The organism is Terrabacter terrae (assembly GCF_039529575.1).
Classification (GTDB): Bacteria; Actinomycetota; Actinomycetes; order Actinomycetales; family Dermatophilaceae; genus Terrabacter; species Terrabacter terrae.
In genome coordinates this window covers 958,879-980,158 of sequence record NZ_BAAANB010000001.1, presented here as the reverse complement: position 1 = coordinate 980,158, position 21,280 = coordinate 958,879, and the positions used below count along the sequence as shown (strand labels likewise).

The 21,280-nt window shown below is 71.6% G+C and carries 19 protein-coding genes; 7 read left to right on the top strand and 12 right to left on the bottom strand.

Annotation, left to right across the window (positions count from 1 at the left end; genetic code table 11):
* Positions 1-396 precede the first annotated feature (396 nt).
* From ABD194_RS04405 to ABD194_RS04375, 7 genes are all read right to left on the bottom strand, one after another.
* The gene (locus ABD194_RS04405; protein ID WP_425579938.1) at positions 397-1,686 is read right to left on the bottom strand and encodes a thymidine phosphorylase; all 1,290 of its coding nucleotides are present in this window, start codon (positions 1,684-1,686) and stop codon (positions 397-399) included.
* A 51-nt stretch (positions 1,687-1,737) separates the two neighbouring features.
* Entirely contained in the window at positions 1,738-2,163 is a 426-nt protein-coding gene (locus ABD194_RS04400) for a cytidine deaminase (RefSeq protein ID WP_343988117.1), read from the bottom strand.
* On the bottom strand, positions 2,160-3,434 hold the full coding sequence (locus tag ABD194_RS04395) for an ABC transporter permease (RefSeq protein ID WP_343988114.1): 1,275 nt from the start codon (positions 3,432-3,434) through the stop codon (positions 2,160-2,162). Before ABD194_RS04395 ends, ABD194_RS04400 begins: the two co-directional genes overlap by 4 nt.
* Entirely contained in the window at positions 3,431-4,552 is a 1,122-nt protein-coding gene (locus ABD194_RS04390; RefSeq protein ID WP_343988111.1) for an ABC transporter permease, read from the bottom strand. Before ABD194_RS04390 ends, ABD194_RS04395 begins: the two co-directional genes overlap by 4 nt.
* Positions 4,549-6,129, bottom strand: a complete 1,581-nt coding sequence (locus ABD194_RS04385; RefSeq protein WP_425579947.1) for an ABC transporter ATP-binding protein — start codon at positions 6,127-6,129, stop codon at positions 4,549-4,551. The genes ABD194_RS04390 and ABD194_RS04385 overlap by 4 nt, the downstream gene beginning before the upstream one ends.
* Before the next feature lie 342 nt (positions 6,130-6,471).
* Positions 6,472-7,536, bottom strand: a complete 1,065-nt coding sequence (locus tag ABD194_RS04380; protein ID WP_343988105.1) for a BMP family lipoprotein — start codon at positions 7,534-7,536, stop codon at positions 6,472-6,474.
* A gap of 112 nt (positions 7,537-7,648) precedes the next feature.
* Complete coding sequence (locus ABD194_RS04375) at positions 7,649-8,902, bottom strand: amidohydrolase (RefSeq protein WP_343988102.1); 1,254 nt, start codon at positions 8,900-8,902, stop codon at positions 7,649-7,651.
* Between the two features lie 94 nt (positions 8,903-8,996).
* On the opposite strand from ABD194_RS04375, the gene ABD194_RS04370 reads away from it, so the two are divergent.
* Both ABD194_RS04370 and ABD194_RS04365 read left to right on the top strand, forming a co-directional pair.
* The gene (locus ABD194_RS04370; RefSeq protein WP_343988098.1) at positions 8,997-9,698 is read left to right on the top strand and encodes a (2Fe-2S)-binding protein; all 702 of its coding nucleotides are present in this window, start codon (positions 8,997-8,999) and stop codon (positions 9,696-9,698) included.
* A 637-nt stretch (positions 9,699-10,335) separates the two neighbouring features.
* Positions 10,336-10,620 (top strand): endonuclease domain-containing protein, encoded by a 285-nt coding sequence (locus ABD194_RS04365; protein ID WP_343988095.1) that lies wholly within the window; start codon positions 10,336-10,338, stop codon positions 10,618-10,620.
* A 73-nt stretch (positions 10,621-10,693) separates the two neighbouring features.
* Here the strand turns inward: ABD194_RS04365 and ABD194_RS04360 are convergent, their stop codons facing one another.
* Both ABD194_RS04360 and ABD194_RS04355 read right to left on the bottom strand, forming a co-directional pair.
* Complete coding sequence (locus tag ABD194_RS04360) at positions 10,694-12,286, bottom strand: acyl-CoA mutase large subunit family protein (RefSeq protein ID WP_343988093.1); 1,593 nt, start codon at positions 12,284-12,286, stop codon at positions 10,694-10,696.
* Between the two features lie 155 nt (positions 12,287-12,441).
* A complete protein-coding gene (locus tag ABD194_RS04355) occupies positions 12,442-12,954 on the bottom strand; it encodes a GbsR/MarR family transcriptional regulator (protein WP_343988089.1) in 513 nt (170 codons plus the stop codon).
* Positions 12,955-13,035: 81 nt separating this feature from the next.
* Between ABD194_RS04355 and ABD194_RS04350 the strand changes: the two genes are divergently transcribed.
* The 3 genes from ABD194_RS04350 (at position 13,036) to ABD194_RS04340 (ending at position 16,735) form a co-directional block, all read left to right on the top strand.
* Positions 13,036-13,959: an ABC transporter ATP-binding protein gene (locus ABD194_RS04350; RefSeq protein WP_343988086.1), complete on the top strand. Its 924-nt coding sequence runs from the start codon at positions 13,036-13,038 to the stop codon at positions 13,957-13,959.
* The gene (locus ABD194_RS04345; RefSeq protein WP_343988083.1) at positions 13,956-15,566 is read left to right on the top strand and encodes an ABC transporter permease; all 1,611 of its coding nucleotides are present in this window, start codon (positions 13,956-13,958) and stop codon (positions 15,564-15,566) included. Before ABD194_RS04350 ends, ABD194_RS04345 begins: the two co-directional genes overlap by 4 nt.
* Before the next feature lie 80 nt (positions 15,567-15,646).
* Positions 15,647-16,735 carry a mannose-1-phosphate guanylyltransferase gene (locus tag ABD194_RS04340; protein ID WP_343988080.1) on the top strand — a complete coding sequence of 363 codons (1,089 nt, stop codon included), beginning with the start codon at positions 15,647-15,649 and terminating at the stop codon, positions 16,733-16,735.
* A gap of 56 nt (positions 16,736-16,791) precedes the next feature.
* Here the strand turns inward: ABD194_RS04340 and ABD194_RS04335 are convergent, their stop codons facing one another.
* Positions 16,792-17,388 (bottom strand): dTDP-4-dehydrorhamnose 3,5-epimerase family protein, encoded by a 597-nt coding sequence (locus tag ABD194_RS04335; RefSeq protein ID WP_343988076.1) that lies wholly within the window; start codon positions 17,386-17,388, stop codon positions 16,792-16,794.
* A complete protein-coding gene (gene rfbA, locus ABD194_RS04330; protein ID WP_343988073.1) occupies positions 17,388-18,266 on the bottom strand; it encodes a glucose-1-phosphate thymidylyltransferase RfbA in 879 nt (292 codons plus the stop codon). Before rfbA ends, ABD194_RS04335 begins: the two co-directional genes overlap by 1 nt.
* 79 nt (positions 18,267-18,345) lie before the next feature.
* Between rfbA and rfbB the strand changes: the two genes are divergently transcribed.
* Positions 18,346-19,359: a dTDP-glucose 4,6-dehydratase gene (gene rfbB, locus ABD194_RS04325; protein ID WP_343988069.1), complete on the top strand. Its 1,014-nt coding sequence runs from the start codon at positions 18,346-18,348 to the stop codon at positions 19,357-19,359.
* Positions 19,356-20,228 carry a dTDP-4-dehydrorhamnose reductase gene (gene rfbD, locus ABD194_RS04320; RefSeq protein ID WP_343988066.1) on the top strand — a complete coding sequence of 291 codons (873 nt, stop codon included), beginning with the start codon at positions 19,356-19,358 and terminating at the stop codon, positions 20,226-20,228. Before rfbB ends, rfbD begins: the two co-directional genes overlap by 4 nt.
* On the opposite strand, the gene ABD194_RS04315 is transcribed toward rfbD, so the two are convergent.
* A complete protein-coding gene (locus ABD194_RS04315; protein ID WP_343988063.1) occupies positions 20,229-21,212 on the bottom strand; it encodes an SDR family NAD(P)-dependent oxidoreductase in 984 nt (327 codons plus the stop codon). It lies immediately after the preceding gene.
* Positions 21,213-21,280: the final 68 nt, after the last annotated feature.

Genomic DNA, 21,280 nt, shown 5'->3' with positions numbered 1-21,280 from the left:
GTCAAACCTGCGACCCGCCCTTCAGGACGGCCAGACATGACCCGCTTGGTGTCAGCGGTTCCTACTCGCTGAAGTCTACCCCGATCGCTCGAGGGCCTCCAGCCGTTTCCCTGGGCCTTGATCACTCAAGGCCATCCGGGGGGCCTTGATCACTCAAGGCCATCCGGGGGGCCTTGATCACTCAAGGCCATCCGGGGCAGTCCAGGACTCTACCGGACGAACCGGCACGGTCTGGACCATGGTGGTCAGGCCCCGGGACCGGCCTACTTCGCTGCGTGATCTCTCACCGCTGCGGTGGCGTCCGTTCCTCCCTGTCGGGCTGACGAAGAGAACAGTAGCCCGGCCTGACGGGATTGCCAAAATCGGGTGGAAAGCCGCCTCTGGTCTCCCAATCCGTCAGGAGATGCGGTCGATGACGATCGGCGGCAGATCAGGCCGTGAGCCCTCGGGCGCGATCGTGTATCCCCCCTCGAGCGCGTCCATCGCACGAGCGAAACGCTCCGGCTCGTCGGTGTGCAGTGTCATCAGCGGCTCTCCCCCGCGCACCGTCGCGCCGGGCTTGTAGTGCAGCTCCACACCAGCCCCCGCCTGGACCCGGTCCTCCTTGCGAGCCCGGCCGGCGCCGAGGCGCCACGCGGCCACGCCAACGGCCAGGGCATCCAGCTGGACGAGCACGCCGTCCGCTGGGGCCAGGACCTGGTGCGTCTCGCGGGCGCGCGGCAGCTCGGCATCGGGATCGCCGCCCTGGGCGCTGATCATGCGGCGCCACACGTCCATGGCGCGACCGTCGGCGAGCACGTCCGCGGGGTCGATGTCCGACCGTCCGGCACCGGCCACCATCTCGCGCGCCAACGCCAGGGTGAGCTCCACGACGTCCTCGGGTCCCCCGCCCGCCAGCACCTCGACCGACTCGCGCACCTCCAACGCGTTGCCCGCCGTCAGGCCGAGCGGCGTCTCCATGTTGGTCAGCAGCGCCACGGTGTGCACCCCGGCGTCCTTGCCCAACCGCACCATCGTCTCGGCGAGCTCACGCGCCTGCCCGAGCTCCTTCATGAAGGCGCCCGAGCCGACCTTGACGTCGAGCACCAGCGACCCGGTGCCCTCCGCGATCTTCTTGCTCATGATGGAGGTCGCGATCAGCGGCACGCACGACACGGTCCCCGTGACGTCGCGCAACGCATACAGCTTTTTGTCCGCCGGAGCGAGGCCCGAGCCGGCCGCGCAGATGACCGCCCCGACGTCCTCGAGCTGGAGCATCATCTCGTCGTTCGTGAGGTCCGCTCGCCACCCGGGGATGGACTCGAGCTTGTCGAGCGTGCCACCCGTGTGGCCGAGCCCGCGCCCGGACAGCTGGGGAACGGCGACGCCGCACGCCGCGACGACGGGTGCCAGCGGCAGCGTGATCTTGTCGCCCACCCCGCCCGTCGAGTGCTTGTCGCTCGTCGGGCGCGACAGCCCGGAGAAGTCGAGCCGCTCCCCCGAGCGGATCATGGCATCGGCCCAGCGGGCGATCTCACGAGAGCCCATCCCGTTGAGGTAGATCGCCATCGCGAGGGCCGACATCTGCTCCTCGGCGACCACCCCACGCGTGTAGGCGTCGATCACCCAGTCGATCTGCGCGTCCGACAGCTGCTGGCGGTCACGCTTGGCGGAAATGACGTCGACGGCATCGAAGGCTTCGCTCACGCGACCCATCATGTCGCAGCACGGAGCGGCGCCGTCCGGGGACCGCGCCGTTCAGCCCTGGGCGTGACGCAGGTCGTCGACCCCGAACGCCTGGGGCAGCACCGCCGTCATCGGCAGCACCCCCTCGGGCGTCATGAGCAGGCACTCCGGACCGCCGTTCTCCCACAGCAGCTGACGGCACCGACCGCAGGGCATCAGCGCCTGGCCGTCGGAGCCGACGCAGAAGACGGCCGTCAGCCGTCCTCCCCCCGTGGCGTGGAGCTCGGAGACCATGCCACACTCGGCGCAGAGGGCGACGCCGTAGGCCGCGTTCTCGACGTTGCAGCCCGCCACCACGCGGCCGTCGTCGACCAGACCGGCCACCCCCACCGGGAAGTGGGAGTACGGCGCGTATGCCTTGTGCATGAGCTCGACGGCACGCAGCCGCAGCGCCTCCCAGTCGACGTCCGTCGAGGAGCCCGTCGCCTGCTCGGTCACGACGCCTCACCCTTGCGGTACACCTGTCCGTCGGCGGCCGGCATACGCAAACGTTGCGAGGCGAAGGCGAGCACGAGGAGCGTCGCGACGTAGGGGGTCATGCCGGTGAACTCGTTGGGGACGGCCGGGGCGGACAGGAACCACCCCAGCGCGAGGACGCCCATGACGACCATCGGCACGCCGACGAAGGGCTTGCCCCGACGGTGACGCACCCACTGCCAGACGCCCCAGGCGAGCAGTGCCACCGCGATCGGCAGCAGGTAGGCGCGCACCACGTCACCGTGCCCGCGGAGCTGCACCGCGTCGGTGTAGCCGAAGAGGGCCGCACCGCCGGCGAGGCCGCCCGGGCGCCAGTTGCCGAAGATCATGGCGGCGAGGCCGATGAACCCGCGGCCGCCCGTCTGGCCCTCGCGGTAGAGGTTGCTCGCCACGAGGACGAGGAAGCCGCCGGCCAGGCCGGCCAGGCCGCCGGAGATGAGGACCGCCGTGAACTTGTAGCGGTAGACGTTGACACCGAGGGTCTCCGCAGCCACCGGCGACTCACCGCACGAGCGCAGCCGCAGGCCGAACGCCGTGCGCCAGAGCACCCACCAGGTGAGCACGAGCAGCAGCACCGCGATGATCGTCAGGACGTTGAGGTTGGTGGTCAGCGCACGCAGCACCGACGCGATGTCGGACACGAGCCACCAGTGCTTCTGCTCGAGGGTCAGCAGCGGGTCGGCGACGCCGGGCACCGAGAGGAACGGCAGCTGCTCCAGCGGCGGCGACTGCGTGGGCCCACCGCCGGGCAGGCCGGTGAACGTCCGGACCGCGAGGTAGGCCCCGGCGCCGGCGCCGAGGAGGTTGATCGCGACACCGGAGACGATGTGGTCGACGCCGAAGACGACCGTGGCGACGGCGTGGATGGCGCCGCCGACCACCCCCATGAGGATGGCACCGAGGATGCCGGCCCACGGGCCGTAGTGGTAGCCGAAGAAGGCGCCGCCCCACGTGCCGAAGATCATCATGCCCTCGAGGCCGATGTTGACGACTCCGGCGCGCTCGCTCCAGAGGCCGCCGAGGCCGGCGAGGCCGATCGGGACGGCCAGGCCGATGGCGGCCTGGAGGGCGCCCGACGAGTCGATGTCGTCGGCGCCGGTGATGACACGCACCGTCGAGACGACGAGGAGGCCGGCCACGACGATCGCGGCCCAGAACCAGCGGGGCCGACCCGTGCGCTTGGCGGCAGGCGAGGTGGCCGGAGCGGCCTCGGTCATGACGGGGGCGCTCATGCCACCGCTCCTTCCGTCTGGACGGCGGCTTGCCGGGCGAGCTCGCTGGCCACACGACGCTGCTCGAGGCGCACGTTGGCGCGGCGCACGACCTCGTAGGCGATGACGACGGACAGCACGATGACTCCCTGGATGACGAGCACGAGCCGGTCGCTGACGCCGGCGGTGATCTGCAGGCCGTTGCCCTGCGCGTCGAGGTAGGCCCACAGCAGCGCGGCGAAGGCGATGCCGACGGGGTTGTTGCGGCCGAGAAGCGCGATGGCGATGCCCGCGAAGCCGAGCCCTGCCTGGACAGTGTCGCCGTAGACGTAGTCCTGGCCGAAGAGCAGCGGCATGCCGACGAGACCGGCCGCCGCGCCCGAGATCAGCATCGAGGTCAGGACCATCCGCTTGACCTTGACGCCGCTCGCGACGGCTGCCGACTCGGAGCGGCCGGTCGCGCGCAGGTCGAAGCCGAACCGGGTCTTGTTGATGACGAACCAGTAGAGGATGCCGACGAGGATGGCGAGCAGGATGAGTCCGTAGACCTTGCTCGGGGTCGCGATGATGCCGTCGAGCGAGATGCCTGGCACGCGCGAGTCCTGCGGCAGCGGCTTGGTGTTGGTCGCGTTGCTGCCCTGGACGCGCTCGGCGGTCTTGCCCAGCAGGAAGGCGACGAGGAAGGTCGCGATCGCGTTGAGCATGATGGTCGAGATGACCTCGGAGACGCCGCGGGTCACCTTGAGCACGCCCGCGATGCCGGCCCAGAGCGCGCCGGAGGCCATGGCCACGACGAGCGCCACGATGATGTTGAGCCAGCCGGGCAGCCAGCCCTGGCCGGCGAAGAGAGCGGCCGCGAACGACGCGACGCGGTACTGCCCGTCGACGCCGATGTTGAACAGGTTCATCCGGAAGCCGATGGCCACGGCGATCGCCGAGAGGTAGTAGACCGAGGCGCCGTTGATGATGTTGATGACCTGCCGCGGCAGCGGCGCCTTGAACAGCTGCGCCCAGACCGCCCCGACCGGGTCGCCGGCGACGAGCAGGATGATGCTCGTCACCACGACCGCCACGACGATCGAGAGCAGCGGCGCCGCGGCGGCCATGAGGAGGCGGCGGGCGTCGAAGCGGGTGCTCATCGGGTCGTCCCCTCGTCGTGGGTGCCGGCATCGGGCACGTCGGTGGTCCCCTCGGGTCTGCGGTCGGCCGCCGGAGACGTCGTATGCGTCGCCGGCGCCGCGGGGTCCGCCGGTGTGGTCTGCGCACCGGTCATGGCGGCGCCGAGCTCCTCGCGCGTCACCACGTCGGGGTCGAACTCGCCCGAGAGGCCCCCGCGGAGGATGACGCGGATGGTGTCGGAGAGCCCGACCAGCTCCTCGAGGTCCGCCGAGATCAGCAGGACACCGAGGCCGTTGCGGCGGGCCGCCTTGATGTGGTCCCAGATGGCAGCCTGCGCACCGACGTCGACGCCGCGGGTCGGGTGGGCGGCGATGAGGACGCGCGGGTTGCGGCGCATCTCGCGGCCGATGATGAGCTTCTGCTGGTTGCCGCCCGAGAGGGATCCGGAGGTGACGTTGATCGAGGGCGTGCGCACGTCGAACTCCTCGACGATCGTCTCGGTCTCGCGCTTGGCGGCGGAGGCGTTGACGAGCACGCCACCCGGCCCGGAGACGTTGACCGACTCGGTCTGGTGGCCGAGGATCACGTTCTCCCACAGGGGCGCCTCGAGGAGCAGCCCGTGCCGGTGCCGGTCCTCGGGGATGTAGCCCATCCCTGCCTCGCGGATCTCGCGCACCTGCCAGTCCGAGATGTCGACGTCGCCGAGCAGGATGCGCCCGGTCGTCGGCTCGCGCATGCCCATGATGACCTCGACGAGCTCGGCCTGGCCGTTGCCCTCGACGCCGGCGATGCCGACGACCTCGCCGGCATGGATGGTCAGGTCGATGCCGTCGAGCAGCTCGCGGCCACCCGCCGGGTCGTCGAGCGAGATGCCGTCGACGGTGAGCATCGGGGTCCTCGTCACCGTCGACTCCTCCGTGGAGGGCGAGGGCAGCTCCGAGCCGACCATCAGCTCCGCGAGCTGGCGCGGCGTCACGCCGGACGGGTCGACCTCGGCGACGGTCGTGCCCCGCCGGATGACGGTGATGGCGTCGGCGACCTTGAGCACCTCGTCGAGCTTGTGCGAGATGAACATGACCGTGAGGCCCTCGGACTTCAGCTCGCGCAGGTTGTCGAAGAGCTCGTCGACCTCCTGGGGCACGAGGACCGCAGTCGGCTCGTCGAGGATGATGATGCGCGCCCCTCGGTAGAGGACCTTGAGGATCTCGATGCGCTGGCGCGCCCCGACGCCGAGGTCGGCGACGAGCGCGTCGGGGCGGACGTCGAGGCCGTACGCGTCGGAGATCTCGCGGATCTTGGCGCGCGCTCCCTCACCGATGCCGTGGAGCCTCTCGGCGCCCAGCACGACGTTCTCGAGGACCGTGAGGTTGTCGGCGAGCTGGAAGTGCTGGAAGACCATGCCGATGCCGGCGGCGATGGCGTCGGCGGGTGAGCGCAGCTGGCGCACCGTCCCGTCGATCTCGATGGTGCCCTCGTCGGGCTGCTGGACGCCGTAGAGGATCTTCATGAGCGTCGACTTGCCGGCACCGTTCTCCCCCACGATCGCGTGGACGGTGCCCTTGTCGACGGTGAGCGCGATGTCCTTGTTGGCGACCACGCCGGGGAACCGCTTCGTGATGCCCTCGAGCCGGACGGCCGCGGCTCCGTGGTGGACGGCCCTGAGGGGCCCGCCGCCGGACTTGTCCCCGGGCTTGTCCCCGGTCACGGGCGGGTTGCTGACGATGACACACGCTCCTCATGCGGGCCCGCCTCGACGCGGGCGTCGATCGAGTATTGAACCAGCATCCACGAACCTGACAACCCTCGCGGTGCCGAATGGGTGAGCTCTAAGGGGGTTCCGGATGATGCGACGGCCCGGACGACGCTGCACGCGCCGCCCGGGCCGTCGGTGGGACGACCGTGTCGGTCGACCCTTCCGTGCTCTGGACGCTCGAGGCGATCAGGACTTCGGAACGGTGATCTGCCCCGAGATGATCTTCTGCTTGTAGTCGTCCAGCTTGCTCTTGATGTCGTCGATGTGGCCACCGGTCGTGGCGTAGTCGACACCGCCGGCCTTGAGGTCGAAGATCCGGTTGCCGGCCTTGAAGGTGCCGTCCTTCACCGCGGTGATGAAGTCGAAGACACCGACGTCGACCTTCTTGATCATCGAGGTCAGGATGACGTCGCGCACGTCGGCCGGGGCCGTCTTGGCCTGGTCGGAGTCGACACCGATGGCCCACTTGCCGGCTGCCTTGGCCGCCGTGAAGACACCGCCGCCGGAGCCACCGGCTGCGTGGTAGACCACATCGGCGCCGCCCTGGTACATGCCGTCGGCCGCGGCCTTGCCCTTGTCGACGGAGTTGAAGCCCGAGAAGTCCGGCGGCTGGGTGAGGTACTTCACGTCGATCTTGACGTTCGGCTTGACCGCCTTGGCGCCGGCCTCGTAGCCCACCTCGAACTTCTTGATGAGCTCGGTCTGGACACCACCGATGAAGCCGATGTGGTTCGTCTTGGTCTTGAGGGCCGCGGCCGCGCCGACGAGGAAGGAGCCCTGCTCCTCGGCGAAGGTGATCTGGTCGACGTTCGGGCCGGCGGAGTCGGGCGACGCGTCGTCGACGATGGCGAACTTAACGTCCGGGTTGGCCTTGGCGGTCTCGCCGACGGCCTTGGCGTACGCGAAGCCGACCGCCACGATGTTGTTGTAGCCGGCGTCGATCAGCGACTGCAGGCGGTCCTTGCGGGCCGACTCGGACTCACCGTTGACGGCCGAGGCCTCCTTGACGTCGGCACCGAGCTCGGCCTTGGCCTTGTCGAGGCCCTTGGCAGCGGCGTCGTTGAACGACTGGTCACCGCGACCGCCCACGTCGTAGGCCATGCCGATCTTCAGCGAGCCGCCGCCGCCGGCGGTGCCGGTCGATCCACCCGTTCCCCCGGGGGAGGTCGTGTTGCCGGTGCTGCTGCCGCAGGCCGCGAGGCCGAGAGCGGCGGCGGCCACGACAGACGCGACCTTGGTTGCGTGACGCAAGAGGTGCTCCTTAGATGCGCGGGGCCGACGACGACATCGGCCCAGATAGCACGGAACTGTAGACCCCGCAGCCGCAAGATCTGAGTGCCTCCGGGGCAAGTCGCAGCAAGTGTTACCGATCCGCGACCGCGGTCAGCGGAGAGACGCCGGTGAGCCTCGCACTGCCCGCCAGCTGGGCCGCCGCGGAGAACACGACCCCGGCCAAGGTGCGCGCCCCGACGGGGATCGCGGCCTCGTCGACGACGAGGTCCCCGCGGTGCAGGTCGTAGGTCGTGCCGCCCGGCGTGCGCGTGCCGAGACGGGCCATGGCGCCCGGCACGTGGGTCAGGTACCAGGCGAAGTCCTCACCCCCGAGGGACTGCGGCGTCGGTGCGACGAAGCCGCCCGTTCCCGTCACTGCAGCCGTGAGCGCGTCGATGCAGGACGCGTCGTTGACGACGGGCGGCACGCCCTTGGTGATCGTCACGTCGGCCTGGACGGCATACGCCCTGACGACGTCGTGGACGACCGACTCGAGCAAACGCTCGACCCCGTCCCAGATGCCGGCGTCCAGCATGCGCAGCGTGCCACCGACCTTGCCGGATGCCGGGATGACGTTGTGAGCGCCGCCGGAGTGGATCGAGCCCCAGACGAGCGCCGCGCCGGCGCGCGGGTCGAGACGCCGGGACAGCACGGCCGGGACGTCGGTGACGACCTTGGCGAGCGCGTACGTCAGGTCCTGGGTCAGGTGCGGGCGCGAGGTGTGGCCCCCGCGACCGGTGAGGGTGACGTCGATCTGGTCGGCCGCGGCCGTGACCGCTCCGACGCGAAGGCCCACCTGGCCGGCGTCGAGGCTGGGGTCGCAGTGCAGCGCGAAGATGCGGTCGACGCCGACGAGCCCGTCCTGGGCGACGACGTCCTCGGCGCCACCGGGCATCAGCTCCTCGGCCGGCTGGAACACGAGGCGGGCACCGACACCGGCGGCGACGAGCCGTTCCTCGACCTCGTTGAGCGCGATGGCGGCACCGAGGAGGGCGGTGGTGTGCACGTCGTGGCCGCACGAGTGGCTCACGCCGTCGGTCTGCGAGGCGAACGGCAGGCCCGTCTGCTCACGGATCGGCAGGGCGTCGATGTCGGCCCGCAGCGCGATGCGGTGCACCGGGTCAGTCGCGCCGAGCTCGGCCACGAGTCCCGTGCCGCGCAGCCGGCGGACGCCGATGCCGGCGCGTTCGAGGCGTTCGGCGATGAGCGCGGTCGTGCGGATCTCGCCGCGGCCGAGCTCGGGGTGGGTGTGCAGGTCGCGACGGATGGCGACCAGCTCGGGCACGCTCTCCTCGACGGTTCGGGCGATGGCCTCGAAGGGCAGGGAGGGCGTGCGGTCGGTCACGAGATCAGGAGTCTAGCGAGAGGATGGACCCCGGCCCCGTCCTCGGGGTGCCCAGAGGGTCCCCGGGACCGCCGTGAGAGAGGAGCGCCGACGAGTGGAGCAGGTCGCCAGAGCCGTGGTGCCGCCTGCACCGGAGGCCATCCGCCGCGTCGTGGGCCTCGTCGACCGTGCCCTGCCGTTCACCTCCATGACCTGCGAGACGTCGGCGGCGACGATCGGGTTCGGTGACGTGGTCGCCCACGTGCGGGCCGGCGCGGACCCGCTCGCACCGTGGCGCGACGCGCTGTGCGCGCAGATGCAGTCCCGGCACGGGGTGCCCGTGCGGCCGCACGTCCCCGCGGCCTTCGTGCTCCAGTGGTGGTGCGAGGTCGCCGCCACCCCGATGGCGTATGCCGCGTCGCTGGGTCCCTGGCTGCTGGTGCCCTCCGCCTCCGGGCTCGGTTTCGAGCTCGCGCCCGGCCTCTACCCCGACCGGATCACCGTGGACCCCGACCGTACCTCGCTGGAGGTGGATGACGACCCCGGCCGTCGTCTGGAACGGGCGCGGACGGCATACCTCGCGCTCGTCTCGGAGGTCGTGACGGCATACGCCCCCGGTGTGAAGATGAGCTCGCGCCAGCGGTGGGGGGTCGTCGAGGACATGTGGGAGACGGCGGTGCGGCGGGCGCGCGGCGCCGCCGGCGAGAGCGTGGCACCGGAGCCGGTGCGGGTGTCGTGCTGCTTCATCTACGCGCTGCCCGGGATGCGCGAGTGCGCGGCGTGCCCACGCCACGGCCGACCCGGGCTGCGTCCCTAGGTTCGTGCCTGCTCGTCTTCATCGGGCGAGCCGACGGACCGCCACGAACGGGCGTATGCCGTGAGCCGGGTGCGTGACGACGCCCGGGGTTGCGGGTCGTGGCGGTCCGTGGGTCCTGGGTGACCGCGGCGAGCAGGGGCGAGACCCGGGCAGCCTGAGGCGATGGACGTCACGACGGTGCTCGCCCAGTGCGGCGGCAGCGCCCCCTGGTCGCAGCTGCGGCCGGTGGTGCGCCGGCGACAGCTGCGGCGCGCTCTGGCTGATGGAAGCGTCGTCCGTCTGGGCCGAGGGCGCTACGGCTTGTCGAGCCTGCTCGCTGCGCGGGCCACAGCGGAGTCCATCAGTGCAGCAGCGTCACACCTCAGCGGGGCACTGCACTGGGGATGGGCGGTCAAGCACCAGCCGGACGTCGCTCACGTGACGCTGCCGCGAGGGCGCAAGCTCCGAGGGCCAGCAGCCCGCGCGGGAGTGCGGCGCCACTGGCGGGACCTGCACGCCGACGAGATCGTCGACGGATGGGTGACGAGTCCCGCTCGCACCGTCGTGGACTGCTGTCTCGACCTGCCCTTCGACGAGGCCCTTGCCGTGGCCGACTCCTCGTGGAGGGCCGGCCTGTCACCGTTGGTCGTTCGGCGTCGTGGCGCAGCACGTGGTCAAGGGACGCGGGTTCTTCGCCCAGGTGGACCTCGCCGACCCGTCACTGCGCATCGTCATCGAGGGGGAGGGGTTCGAGAATCACGGCACCCGGCCGGCCCTGAAGCGCGACTGCCGGCGCTACACCGGGCTGGCGGCGCGCGGGTGGGTGGTGCTTCGCTTCACGTGGGACGAGGTGATGTTCGAGCCCGACTACGTCCTGGCCGCCCTGCGCGAGACCGTCACGGTGCGCCGACCGACCGCCACGAACGCGGCAACCGGGTCGTAGTCCTGCTCGACCCCCGGCCGCGGCAGAACTCGTGGCGGTCCGCCGGCCCGGGCGGACGGCATACGGGCTCGGGTCAGAAGGTCTCGCGGGGCTGGTAGACGCCCCAGACCTCGCGAAGCGCATGCGCGACCTCGCCGCCGGTGGCGCGGGCGGCAAGCGCCTCCTTCATCGGGTAGAGGACGTTGTCGCTGCCGCGGGCCGCCTCCTGGAGGCGGGTGAGGGCGGCCTTGACGGCGTCGTCGTCGCGGTCGGCGCGCAGGGCCTCGAGGCGGGCGCGCTGGTCGGCCTCGATGGTCGGGTCGACGCGCAGCGGCTCGTAGCGCTCCTCCTGGTCGAGCGTGTACTTGTTGACGCCGACGACGGTGCGTTCGCCGTTGTCGATCTCGAGCTGGACGCGGTAGGCGGAGCGCTCGATCTCGGACTTCTGGAAGCCCTGCTCGATGGCCGCGACGGCGCCACCCTTGTCCTCGACGGCCTGGATCAGCGCGAGCGCCGCCTGCTCGATCTCGTCGGTCATCGACTCGACGACGTACGAACCGGCGAACGGGTCGACGGTCTTGGTCACGTCGGTCTCGTAGGCGATGACCTGCTGGGTGCGCAGCGCGAGGCGGGCGGCCTTCTCGGTCGGCAGCGCGATGGCCTCGTCGAAGGAGTTGGTGTGCAGCGACTGCGTGCCGCCGAGCACCGCGCCGAGACCCTGGAGCGCGACGCGGACGAGGTTGACCTCGGGCTGCTGGGCGGTCAGCTGCACGCCGGCGGTCTGGGTGTGGAAGCGCAGCATCATCGACTTGGGGTTCTGCGCGCCGAACTGCTCCTTCATGATCCGCGCCCAGATGCGGCGGGCCGCGCGGAACTTGGCGACCTCCTCGAGCAGCGTCGTGCGGGCCACGAAGAAGAAGGACAGGCGCGGCGCGAAGTCGTCGACGGCCAGCCCGGCGGCCTGGGCGGCGCGGACGTACTCCATCGCGTTGGCGAGGGTGAAGGCGATCTCCTGCACGGGCGTCGCGCCGGCCTCGGCCATGTGGTAGCCGCTGATGGAGATGGTGTTCCAGCGCGGCATCTCCTTGTGGCAGTAGGCGAAGACGTCGGCGATGAGACGCAGCGACTCGCGGGGCGGGTAGATGTAGGTGCCGCGGGCGATGTACTCCTTGAGCACGTCGTTCTGGATCGTGCCGGTGAGCTGGTCGCCAGGGACGCCCTGCTCCTCCGCGACGAGCTGGTAGAGCAGCAGCAGCGTCGAGCCGGGCGCGTTGATCGTCATCGACGTGGAGATCTTGTCGAGCGGCAGGCCGTCGAAGAGGGTGCGCATGTCGTCGAGGCTGTCGATGGCGACGCCGACCTTGCCGACCTCGCCGTGCGCGATCGGCTCGTCGGAGTCATAGCCCATCTGCGTCGGCAGGTCGAAGGCGACCGAGAGTCCGCCGGTGCCGGCCTGGACGAGCTGGTGGTAGCGCTGGTTGCTCTCCTTGGCGGTGCCGAAGCCGGCGTACTGCCGCATCGTCCACGGGCGACCGGTGTACATCGACGGGTAGACGCCCCGGGTGAAGGGGTAGCGGCCGGGGGCGCCGAGCTTGGTCTCGGGGTCGAAACCGGCCAGGGCCGACGCGTCGTAGACGGGCTCGATGGGCAGGTCGGACTCGGAGCGCGCGCCAGTGCTGTCAGCCATGCTGCCGAGCGTATCGGCGCGGGACGGGGTCTCCGCCGCCCGGCTGGCGAACGTTGTCGATCTCACGTCACCGAGGGCGTATGCCGTGCGCCTGGGGTGCCCCGAACGTGGCCTTTCGACGGTTCAGGTGGGCCGGAGGGTGGCCTCTCGTCGGTTCAGGTGGTGGTGGGCCAGGTGCTGGTGATTTCGGCCTTGCGGGCCTCCCACTCGCCCTCGAGCGCTCCGAACCGCTCGGAGAGGAACTCGAGGAAGGCGACCGACAGCTGCAGCCGGCGGCCGGCCGCGGTGTCGACCCCGCCGACCGCAGGCACCCCGGCGCGCAGACCGGCCTCGATCTGGGCCAGGAGCCGGTCGCGCGAGAGCATCGCGCCGTGCCACGCGTCGGCCTGCACGACGTAGACGTCGCGGCGCGAGCCGCGCTCGCGCTCCTTGCCGATGAGGTAGGTCTGCGTCAGGTAGCGCACCGCGCCCGAGACGGCGGCGGGGCTCACGTCCAGGGCCTCGGTGAGCTCGACCGCGGTCATCCGGCCGTCGTCGTCGGCGAGCAGCCGCGCGAAGACGCGCGAGGCGAGCCGCGGCATACCGGCGTCGGTGAGGGTGTCGCCGAGGCGCTCGACGTAGGCGGAGACCGCCTGTTCGTCGCGCTCGGTGGGCAGGGTCGCCGTCACCGGTGCTCCGCGGTCGCCTGCCCCGGCCCTAGCCTCTCTCATAACATTCAGTAAATCGTAAATCTTGTGTACCGTCGAATCATGTCCTCCACGATCCAGGTCCACGGCCTGCGCAAGAGCTTCGGGCACACCGTCGCCCTCGACGGGCTCGACCTCGAGGTGGCCGCGGGCGAGATCCACGGCTTCCTCGGCCCGAACGGCGCCGGCAAGTCGACGACCCTGCGCATCCTCCTCGGCCTGATCCGCGCCGACGGCGGCAGCGCCACCCTGCTCGACGGCGACCCGTGGCGCGACGTCGAGACCCTGCACCGGCGTCTGGCCTACGTCCCCGGCGACGTCGCCCTGTGGCCCAACCTCACCGGCGGTGAGGTCATCGACCTGCTGGCCAAGCTGCGCGGCGGCATCGACGAGCGGCGCCGCGCCGACATGGTCGAGCGGTTCGACCTCGACCCGACGAAGAAGGGCCGGTCCTACTCCAAGGGCAACCGGCAGAAGGTGGCGCTCGTCGCAGCGCTCTGCTCCGACGTCGAGCTGCTGCTGCTCGACGAGCCGACGTCCGGTCTCGACCCCCTCATGGAGGCGGTCTTCAAGGACGCCGCCCGCGAGTTCCGTTCCGCCGGCGGCACGGTGCTGCTCTCGAGCCACATCCTCAGCGAGGTCGAGTCGGTCTGCGACCGGGTCAGCATCATCCGCGAGGGCCGCAACGTCGAGTCGGGCACCCTCGCCCAGCTGCGCCACCTCTCGCGCACGGTGGTCGAGGCGACGCTCGCACGACCGGTGCCCGAGTCGGCGGTCGCCGGCATCGCGGGCGTGGGCGACGTCGTCGTGTCGGGCACGAGCGTGCGGTGCTCGGTCGAGAGCGGCCACCTCGGCGCGCTGCTGGAGCTGCTCGGCAGGCACGGCATCGAGTCACTGACCAGTGCCCCGCCGAGCCTGGAGGAGCTGTTCATGGAGCAGTACCGCCCCGCCGGCACGAGCCTCCGCGCGACGGCGAGCCCGCGATGAGCGCCGTCACCGGCACCGGCCCGCTGCTGCGGCTCGCCTCCCGACGCGACCGGGTCCTGGTGCCCGTGAGCGTCCTCGGCCTCGTCGCGTTCACCGCCGGATCGGCCAAGGCGACGATCGACCTCTACCCGAGCCTGGCCGGTGCCTTGGCGATCTTTGCCCCGCTGATCCGCAACCCCGCCACGGTGGCGCTCTACGGCCCGCCGACGAGCCTGAGCCTCGACTCGTTCGCGGTCTACAAGACCATCCTGCTCGGCGGCGTCTTCCTCTGCCTGCTCGCCTACATCGTGGTGCGCCGGCACACCCGCACCGAGGAGGAGGCGGGCCGGCTGGAGCTGCTCGGGGCGGGCGTCGTCCAACGGCGAGCGCCGCTGACGGCCGCGGTGACCCTCGGCACGCTCGCGGTGCTCGCCACGGCGGTGCTCAGCGGCGCCTCCCTCGCCGGCCTGGGCCTCGACAGCCGCGGCTCGGTCGCCTTCGCCGTCTCGTGGGTGATCATGGGGCTGGCGTGGGTCGGCGTCACGGCGGTGGCCGCCCAGCTGACCGAGACCACCCGCGGCACCGCCGCGATCTCCCTCGGCGCCCTGGGAGTGGCGTTCCTGCTGCGCGCCCTCGGGGACACGTCGGCCACCGACAGCCCGGGCCGGTTTGTCGTCTGGCTCTCCCCACTGGGCTGGGGCGAGCGGGTGTCTCCCTACGGCAGCAACGACTTCCGACCCCTGTGGCTGGGCCTGGCTGCCTACGTCCTGCTCGTCGGGGCGGCCTTCTGCCTGCGCGAGCGACGGGACCTCGGTGCCGGCCTGCTGCCCGCGCGCGCCGGCCACCCGCGCGGCTCCCTCGGCTCGGTCTCCGGCCTGACCGTCCGGCTGGCACGCGGCACCCTCATCGGCTGGGCCGTCACCGCCGTCGTGCTCGGCCTGGTCGTGGGCTCGATCGCGGCCAACATCGAGTCGATCGACGCGTCCGGCTCCACCGGCGACATGCTGCGCGCGCTGGCACGTGCCCAGGGCAGCAACGCGTCCCTCGTCGACGTCTTCTTCGCCTCGGAGCTGCACATCGGGGCGTATGCCGTTGCGGCACTGGGGATCTCCATCGTCACCCGCATGCGCACCGAGGAGACGGCGCTGCGCGCGGAGGCCCTGCTCGCGACCGGCGCCACCCGCACCCGGTGGGCGCTGTCGCACCTCCTGCTGGCCGTCGTGTCGACCACCGCCGTGATGGCCGTCGTCGGCCTGCTGGCCGGAGTGGCTGCGACCCGCAGCGCGGCCGGCCCCAGCGCCATCTCCGTCGGCGGCCTGGTGGAGGCGGCCCTCGTCACGGCCCCCGCGATCTGGGTCTCGGTGGCCGTGGCGATGCTGCTCGTCGGCGTGGCCCCCCGCCTGACCGGCCTCGCCTGGGCCGCGCTCATCGTGTTCCTGCTCCTCGGCGAGCTCGTCCCCGTGCTCCGGTGGCCGGAGTGGATGACGAACCTGTCGCCGTTCGGCCACGTGCCCACCCTGCCGGTGGGCGACCTGCGGTGGCTGCCGCTCGTGCTGCTCACGGCGGTTGCGGCGCTCGTTGCGGCGGCCGGCCTGCTGGCGCTGCGCCGGCGTGACATCCCGGCCTGACGGCATACGAGACCGGCGGCGGCCCTTCCCCGCCTGTGCGACGTGAACGGCGAGTGCCCGTGGCGGATACGGTGTGCCCCATGACAGGCATAGCGGGTCTCTGGGCCGTGATCCCGGCGGGTGGTTCCGGCACCCGGCTCTGGCCCATCTCCCGCCGGCACTCCCCCAAGTTCCTGCACGACCTGACCGGCTCGGGGCAGTCGCTGCTGCGTGCGACGTGGGACCGGCTCCAGCCCCTCGTCGAGGACCGGATCCTCGTCGTGACGGGCGTCGCCCATGAGGAGGCGGTGCGCCGCCAGCTGCCGATGCTCGGCTACGACGCCGTCATCGGCGAGCCCTCGCCGCGGGACTCGATGCCGGCCATCGGGCTGGCCGCTGCCATCCTCGAGCGCCGCGACCCGGAGGCGGTCCTCGGGTCGTTCGCGGCCGACCACGTCATCACCGAGCCCGAGAACTTCCGTCGCGCCGTCGCCGAGGCGGTCGTCCTGGCTCGTCGCGGAGAGCTTGTGACCATCGGCATCGAGCCGACGGAGCCGGCGACCGGCTTCGGCTACATCCGCCTCGGTGACCCCCTCGACGTCGTGGGCGCCCCGAGCGCCCACCGGGTCGACGAGTTCGTCGAGAAGCCCGACCTCGAGACGGCCACTCGCTACGTCGAGAGCGGCGAGTACCGCTGGAACGCAGGCATGTTCGTCGTCGGGGCCACGACCCTGCTCGAGCTGCTCGCGCAGAACCACCCGGAGATGGTCGACCACCTGCGCATCATCGCCGGCGACCCGCTGCGGATGCGGGACCTGTGGCCGTCGCTGCAGAAGATCGCCATCGACCACGCCGTCGCCGAACCGGCCGCCGCCGCCGGCCGGGTCGCCGTCGTGCCCGCCTCGCTCGGCTGGGACGACGTGGGCGACTTCGCCTCGGTGACCCGCCTCGTCGGCGAGTCGGCCGACCTGCCCGGGATCACCGCGATCGGGCCCGCCGACGACATCATCAGCATCGACTCGACGGCCACCGTGGCGTCGGGCGGCCGGCTCGTCGCGCTCATCGGCGTCGACGACCTCGTCGTCATCGACACCCAGGACGCCCTGCTCATCACGCGGCCCGAGCGCGCCCAGGAGGTCAAGCGCGTCGTCGAGACGCTCACCGCGCAGGGCCGCATCGAGCTCACCTGAGCCGTCGGCTCGCCCGCGTCCGAGGGCGTATGCCGTGTGGCGCGGTCAGTGCCTGCTCACCGCTGCGTCGCGTGGAAGTCCAGGCACACGGCATACGTGGGAAGCAGGCCCGACGCCTCCGCCTCGGCGAGGGTCGGCGCGGCGGCGTCCTTGGGCGACAGGAGCGGCTCGAGGCCGTCCGGCAGGCGCAGCCCCACGGTCGGGTCGAGCGGGTGGATGCCGTGCTCGGCGGTGGGGTTGTAGGCGGCCGAGCAGAGGTAGTGCGCGGTGGTGCCGTCCTCGAGGGCGCAGAAGGCGTGCCCGAGGCCCTCGGAGAGGTAGACGGCCCGGCGGTCGACGGCGTCGAGCAGCACCGCGTCCCACTGGCCGAAGGTCGGCGAGCCGACCCGCAGGTCCACCACGTAGTCGATGAGCGCGCCCGTCACCGCGGTGACGTACTTGGCCTGCCCGACCGGCACGTCGGCGAAGTGGATGCCGCGCACCGTGCCGCGCGAGGAGACCGACACGTTGGTCTGCACGACGTCGAGCCGGTGACCGACGATCTTGGCCAGGTGGTCGCCGCGGAACGACTCGAGGAAGACCCCGCGGTCGTCGGGGAACTGGCGCGGCGTGATCTCCCACGCGCCGTCGATCTTCAGGGGGCGGATCTCCATCAGTGGTCTTGCCGTCCTTCGGCGATCAGGGAGTGCAGGTAGACGCCGTAGCCGCTCTTGCGCTGGTCCTCGGCGTGGGCTGCCAACTGCTCGTCGGTGAGCCAGCCCTGGCGCCAGGCGACCTCCTCGACGCAGCCGATCTTCTGGCCCTGCCGCGCCTCGACGACGTGGACGAACTGGCTGGCCTCGATGAGGCCCTCGAAGGTGCCGGTGTCGAACCATGCTGTGCCGCGGGGCAGCACGCTCACGGTGAGGTCGCCCCGCCGCAGGTACGCGTCGTTGACGGCCGTGATCTCGAGCTCGCCACGGGCGCTCGGGGTCAGGCCGCGGGCGATCTCGACGACGTCGTTGTCGTAGAAGTAGAGGCCGGGCACGGCATAGCTCGACTTCGGCCTGTCGGGCTTCTCCTCGATGGAGAGCACCAGGCCGTCGCCGTCGAACTCGACCACGCCGTAGGCCGTCGGGTCGGCGACGCGGTAGGCGAAGATGTGGCCACCGGTGACCTCGGTGTTGTCCTCGAGGCGCGTCCCGAGGCCCGGCCCGAAGAAGATGTTGTCGCCGAGCACGAGGGCGACGCTGTCGTCGCCGATGAAGTCGGCGCCGAGGAGAAAGGCCTGGGCCAGGCCGTCGGGGCTCTTCTGCACGGCATACGTGATCGCCATCCCCCACTGCGAACCGTCGCCGAGCAGCCGCTCGAACTGGTCGGCGTCCTGGGGGGTGGTGATGACCAGCACCTCGCGGATGCCGGCCATCATCAGGGTCGAGAGCGGGTAGTAGACCATCGGCTTGTCGTAGACGGGCATGAGCTGCTTGCTGATGCCGCGCGTGATCGGATGCAGCCTGCTCCCCGTGCCCCCGGCGAGAACAATTCCCCTCATAATCGACCACCCTAGGGGACGCGCGGAACCCGCCTCGACCGGACGCTGGGAGCACGCTGAGCGGCTAGGCTCCAGCCCCATGCGCCTTCTCGTCACCGGCGGAGCCGGCTTCATCGGCTCCAACTTCGTGCTGCGCACCCGTGAGACCCGCCCGGACTGGTCGATCACGGTGCTCGACTCCCTGTCGTATGCCGCCAACCGGGCGTCGCTCGAGCCCGTCCTCGGCGACGGTGCGGGCGACAACACCGTGCGTCTCGTCGTGGGGTCGGTGGCCGACGCGGCCGTCGTGGACCCGCTCGTGGCCGAGAGCGACGCCGTCGTGCACTTCGCCGCCGAGTCGCACAACGACAACAGCCTCGACAGCCCCTGGCCGTTCGTCGAGAGCAACGTCGTCGGCACCTTCGCGCTGCTCGAGGCGGTGCGCAAGCACGGCAAGCGGCTGCACCACATCTCGACCGACGAGGTCTACGGCGACCTCGAGCTCGACGACCCTCAGCGCTTCACCGAGGCCACCCCGGTCAACCCGTCGAGCCCCTACTCGGCCACGAAGGCCGGCGCGGACCTGCTCGTGCGCGCTTGGATCCGGTCCTTCGGCATCCAGGCGACCGTGTCGAACTGCTCGAACAACTACGGGCCGCGCCAGCACGTCGAGAAGTTCATCCCGCGCCAGATCACCAACATCCTGCAGGGCACCAAGCCCAAGCTCTACGGCTCCGGTCTCAACGTGCGCGACTGGATCCACGTCGACGACCACAACGACGCCGTGATCGCGATCCTCGAGCAGGGCCGCCCGGGCGAGACCTACCTCATCGGCGCCGACGGCGAGCGCAACAACCTGCAGATCGTGCAGCTGCTGCTCGAGCTCATGGGCAAGCCGGCCGACTGGTTCGAGCACGTCAACGACCGTCCGGGCCACGACCTGCGCTATGCCATCGACTCCGCCAAGCTGCGCGCCGAGACCGACTGGCGCCCGCGCTACAGCGACATCCGAGCCGGCCTCGAGGCCACGATCGCCTGGTACCGCGACAACGAGTCGTGGTGGCTGAGCGCAAAGGACGACGCCGAGCGCACCTACGCCAGGCTCGGCCGGTGAGCACCCCCGCGGACGAGTCGCTGCGGGTCCTGGTCACCGGCGCCGGCGGCATGCTCGGCCGCGACCTCGTCCCGGCGCTGCGCGGCGCCGGTCACGTCGTCACCGCGATGGACCGAGCCGACCTCGACGTCACCGATCCCTCCGACTGCCTGGCGGGGGTCGAGGGGCACGACCTCGTCGTCAACTGCGCCGCGTGGACCGCGGTCGACGACGCAGAGACCAACGAGGCGGCCGCCTTCGCGGTGAACGCGCTCGGCGCGGCCAACCTCGCCGCCGCTGCGCGACGCGCCGGCGCGCGCATGGTGCAGGTCTCGACCGACTACGTCTTCGACGGCGCGGCGACTGAGCCGTATGCCGTCGACCACCCCCTCGCGCCGCGCTCGGCCTACGGCCGCACCAAGGCGGCCGGCGAGTGGGCCGTGCGAGCGCTGTGCCCCGAGTCGTGGGTCGTGCGCACCGCCTGGCTCTACGGAGCCGGCGACGGCAACTTCGTCGCGACCATGCTGCGCCTCTCCGGCGAGCGCGACACCCTCTCCGTGGTCGACGACCAGGTCGGGCAGCCCACCTGGACCGCCGACCTGGCTGACCTCATCGTGCGGCTCGTGGCCACCCCTGGCACCTACGGCATCCACCACGGCAGCTCGTCCGGGCGCACGACGTGGCGCGGCCTGGCCCAGGCGGCCTTCGAGGAGCGCGGCCTCGACCCCGAGCGGGTGCAGCCGACGACGACGGAGGCGCTGGCGCTGCCGGCCCCCCGACCGCGGTGGAGCGTCCTGTCTCACGACTCGCTCGAGCAGGCCGGGATCACCCCCATCCGTGACTGGCGTGAGGCCCTGGCCGAGTACCTGGCGGGCGGCACGCCCGCCTGATCAGGCGCCCGGCGCAGTCTCGCCTGCCGCCGGCACTCCGGTCTGCTCGCGGACGAAGCGCCAGAACCGCTCGACCTGGTCCGGCGTCTCGATGCCGACCGGCGCGTAGTGCGTCGACCGTCGCCGCCGGTCGTGCCAGAAGCCGCCGGTGTCGATGGGGTCGGCTGTGGCGGTGAGCCAGACGGCGGTGTCGGCGCCCGCGTCTGCGTCCCGCAGCAGGGGTCCGGTGAGGGCGGCGAAGCGCGGGAGCGAGTCGGCGACTCCCGGGGTGTCGGCCCATCCGGGGTGCATCGAGTGCACCGTGATCCCGTCGGGCGCGAGGGCGCGGGCCCACAGCTTCGTCAGGACCAGCTGCATGCGCTTGGTCCGGGCGTAGGCCGTCACGCCGGAGTAGTCACCCGTCAAGTACTCAGGGTCGTCCACCTGGAGGCGCTGACCGTAGGCGCCGCCCGAGGTCACGACGACGACGCGGCCACCGGCGAGAGCGTCGCGCAGGCCGCAGGTGAGCACGTGCGGGCCCAGCACGTGGGTGGCCAGGGTCAGCTCGTGACCCTCGGCCGTGGTGGTGCGCTTCGGCGGCATGACGCCGGCGTTGTGCACGACGGCGTGCAGTTGCGGCACCTCGGCCGCGAACCCGCGGGCGAACTCAGCTGTCGCCGCGAGGTCGCTCACGTCGGCGACGCGGACCCGGACCTGGGCGAGAAGCTGCTCCTGCAGCAGCGCGGAGCGGGCGCGCTCGAGCCGGCCGGCGTCACGCCCGGTCAGGTGGACCACGGCGCCGAGCCGGGCGAAGCCGCGCGCGGCGGCCAGCCCGAGCCCACCGCTCGCTCCGGTCACGAGGACGTGCCGCCCCACCAAGGCTGTCGCCGCCGGGTCGGCCGGCCACCAGGCTCGCCGCAGCGCCGGGCCGATCTTCGAGTAGCCGAGGACCAGGGACTTGTCCATGACCCAGTCGAGGGCACCCGCCGCTTCGTGGAGCACCATGGCGCCACCCTAGGCGGACGCCTCCCGAGCCCGGCAGCGCGCCCGGCCGGACGGCAGACGCCCTCGTG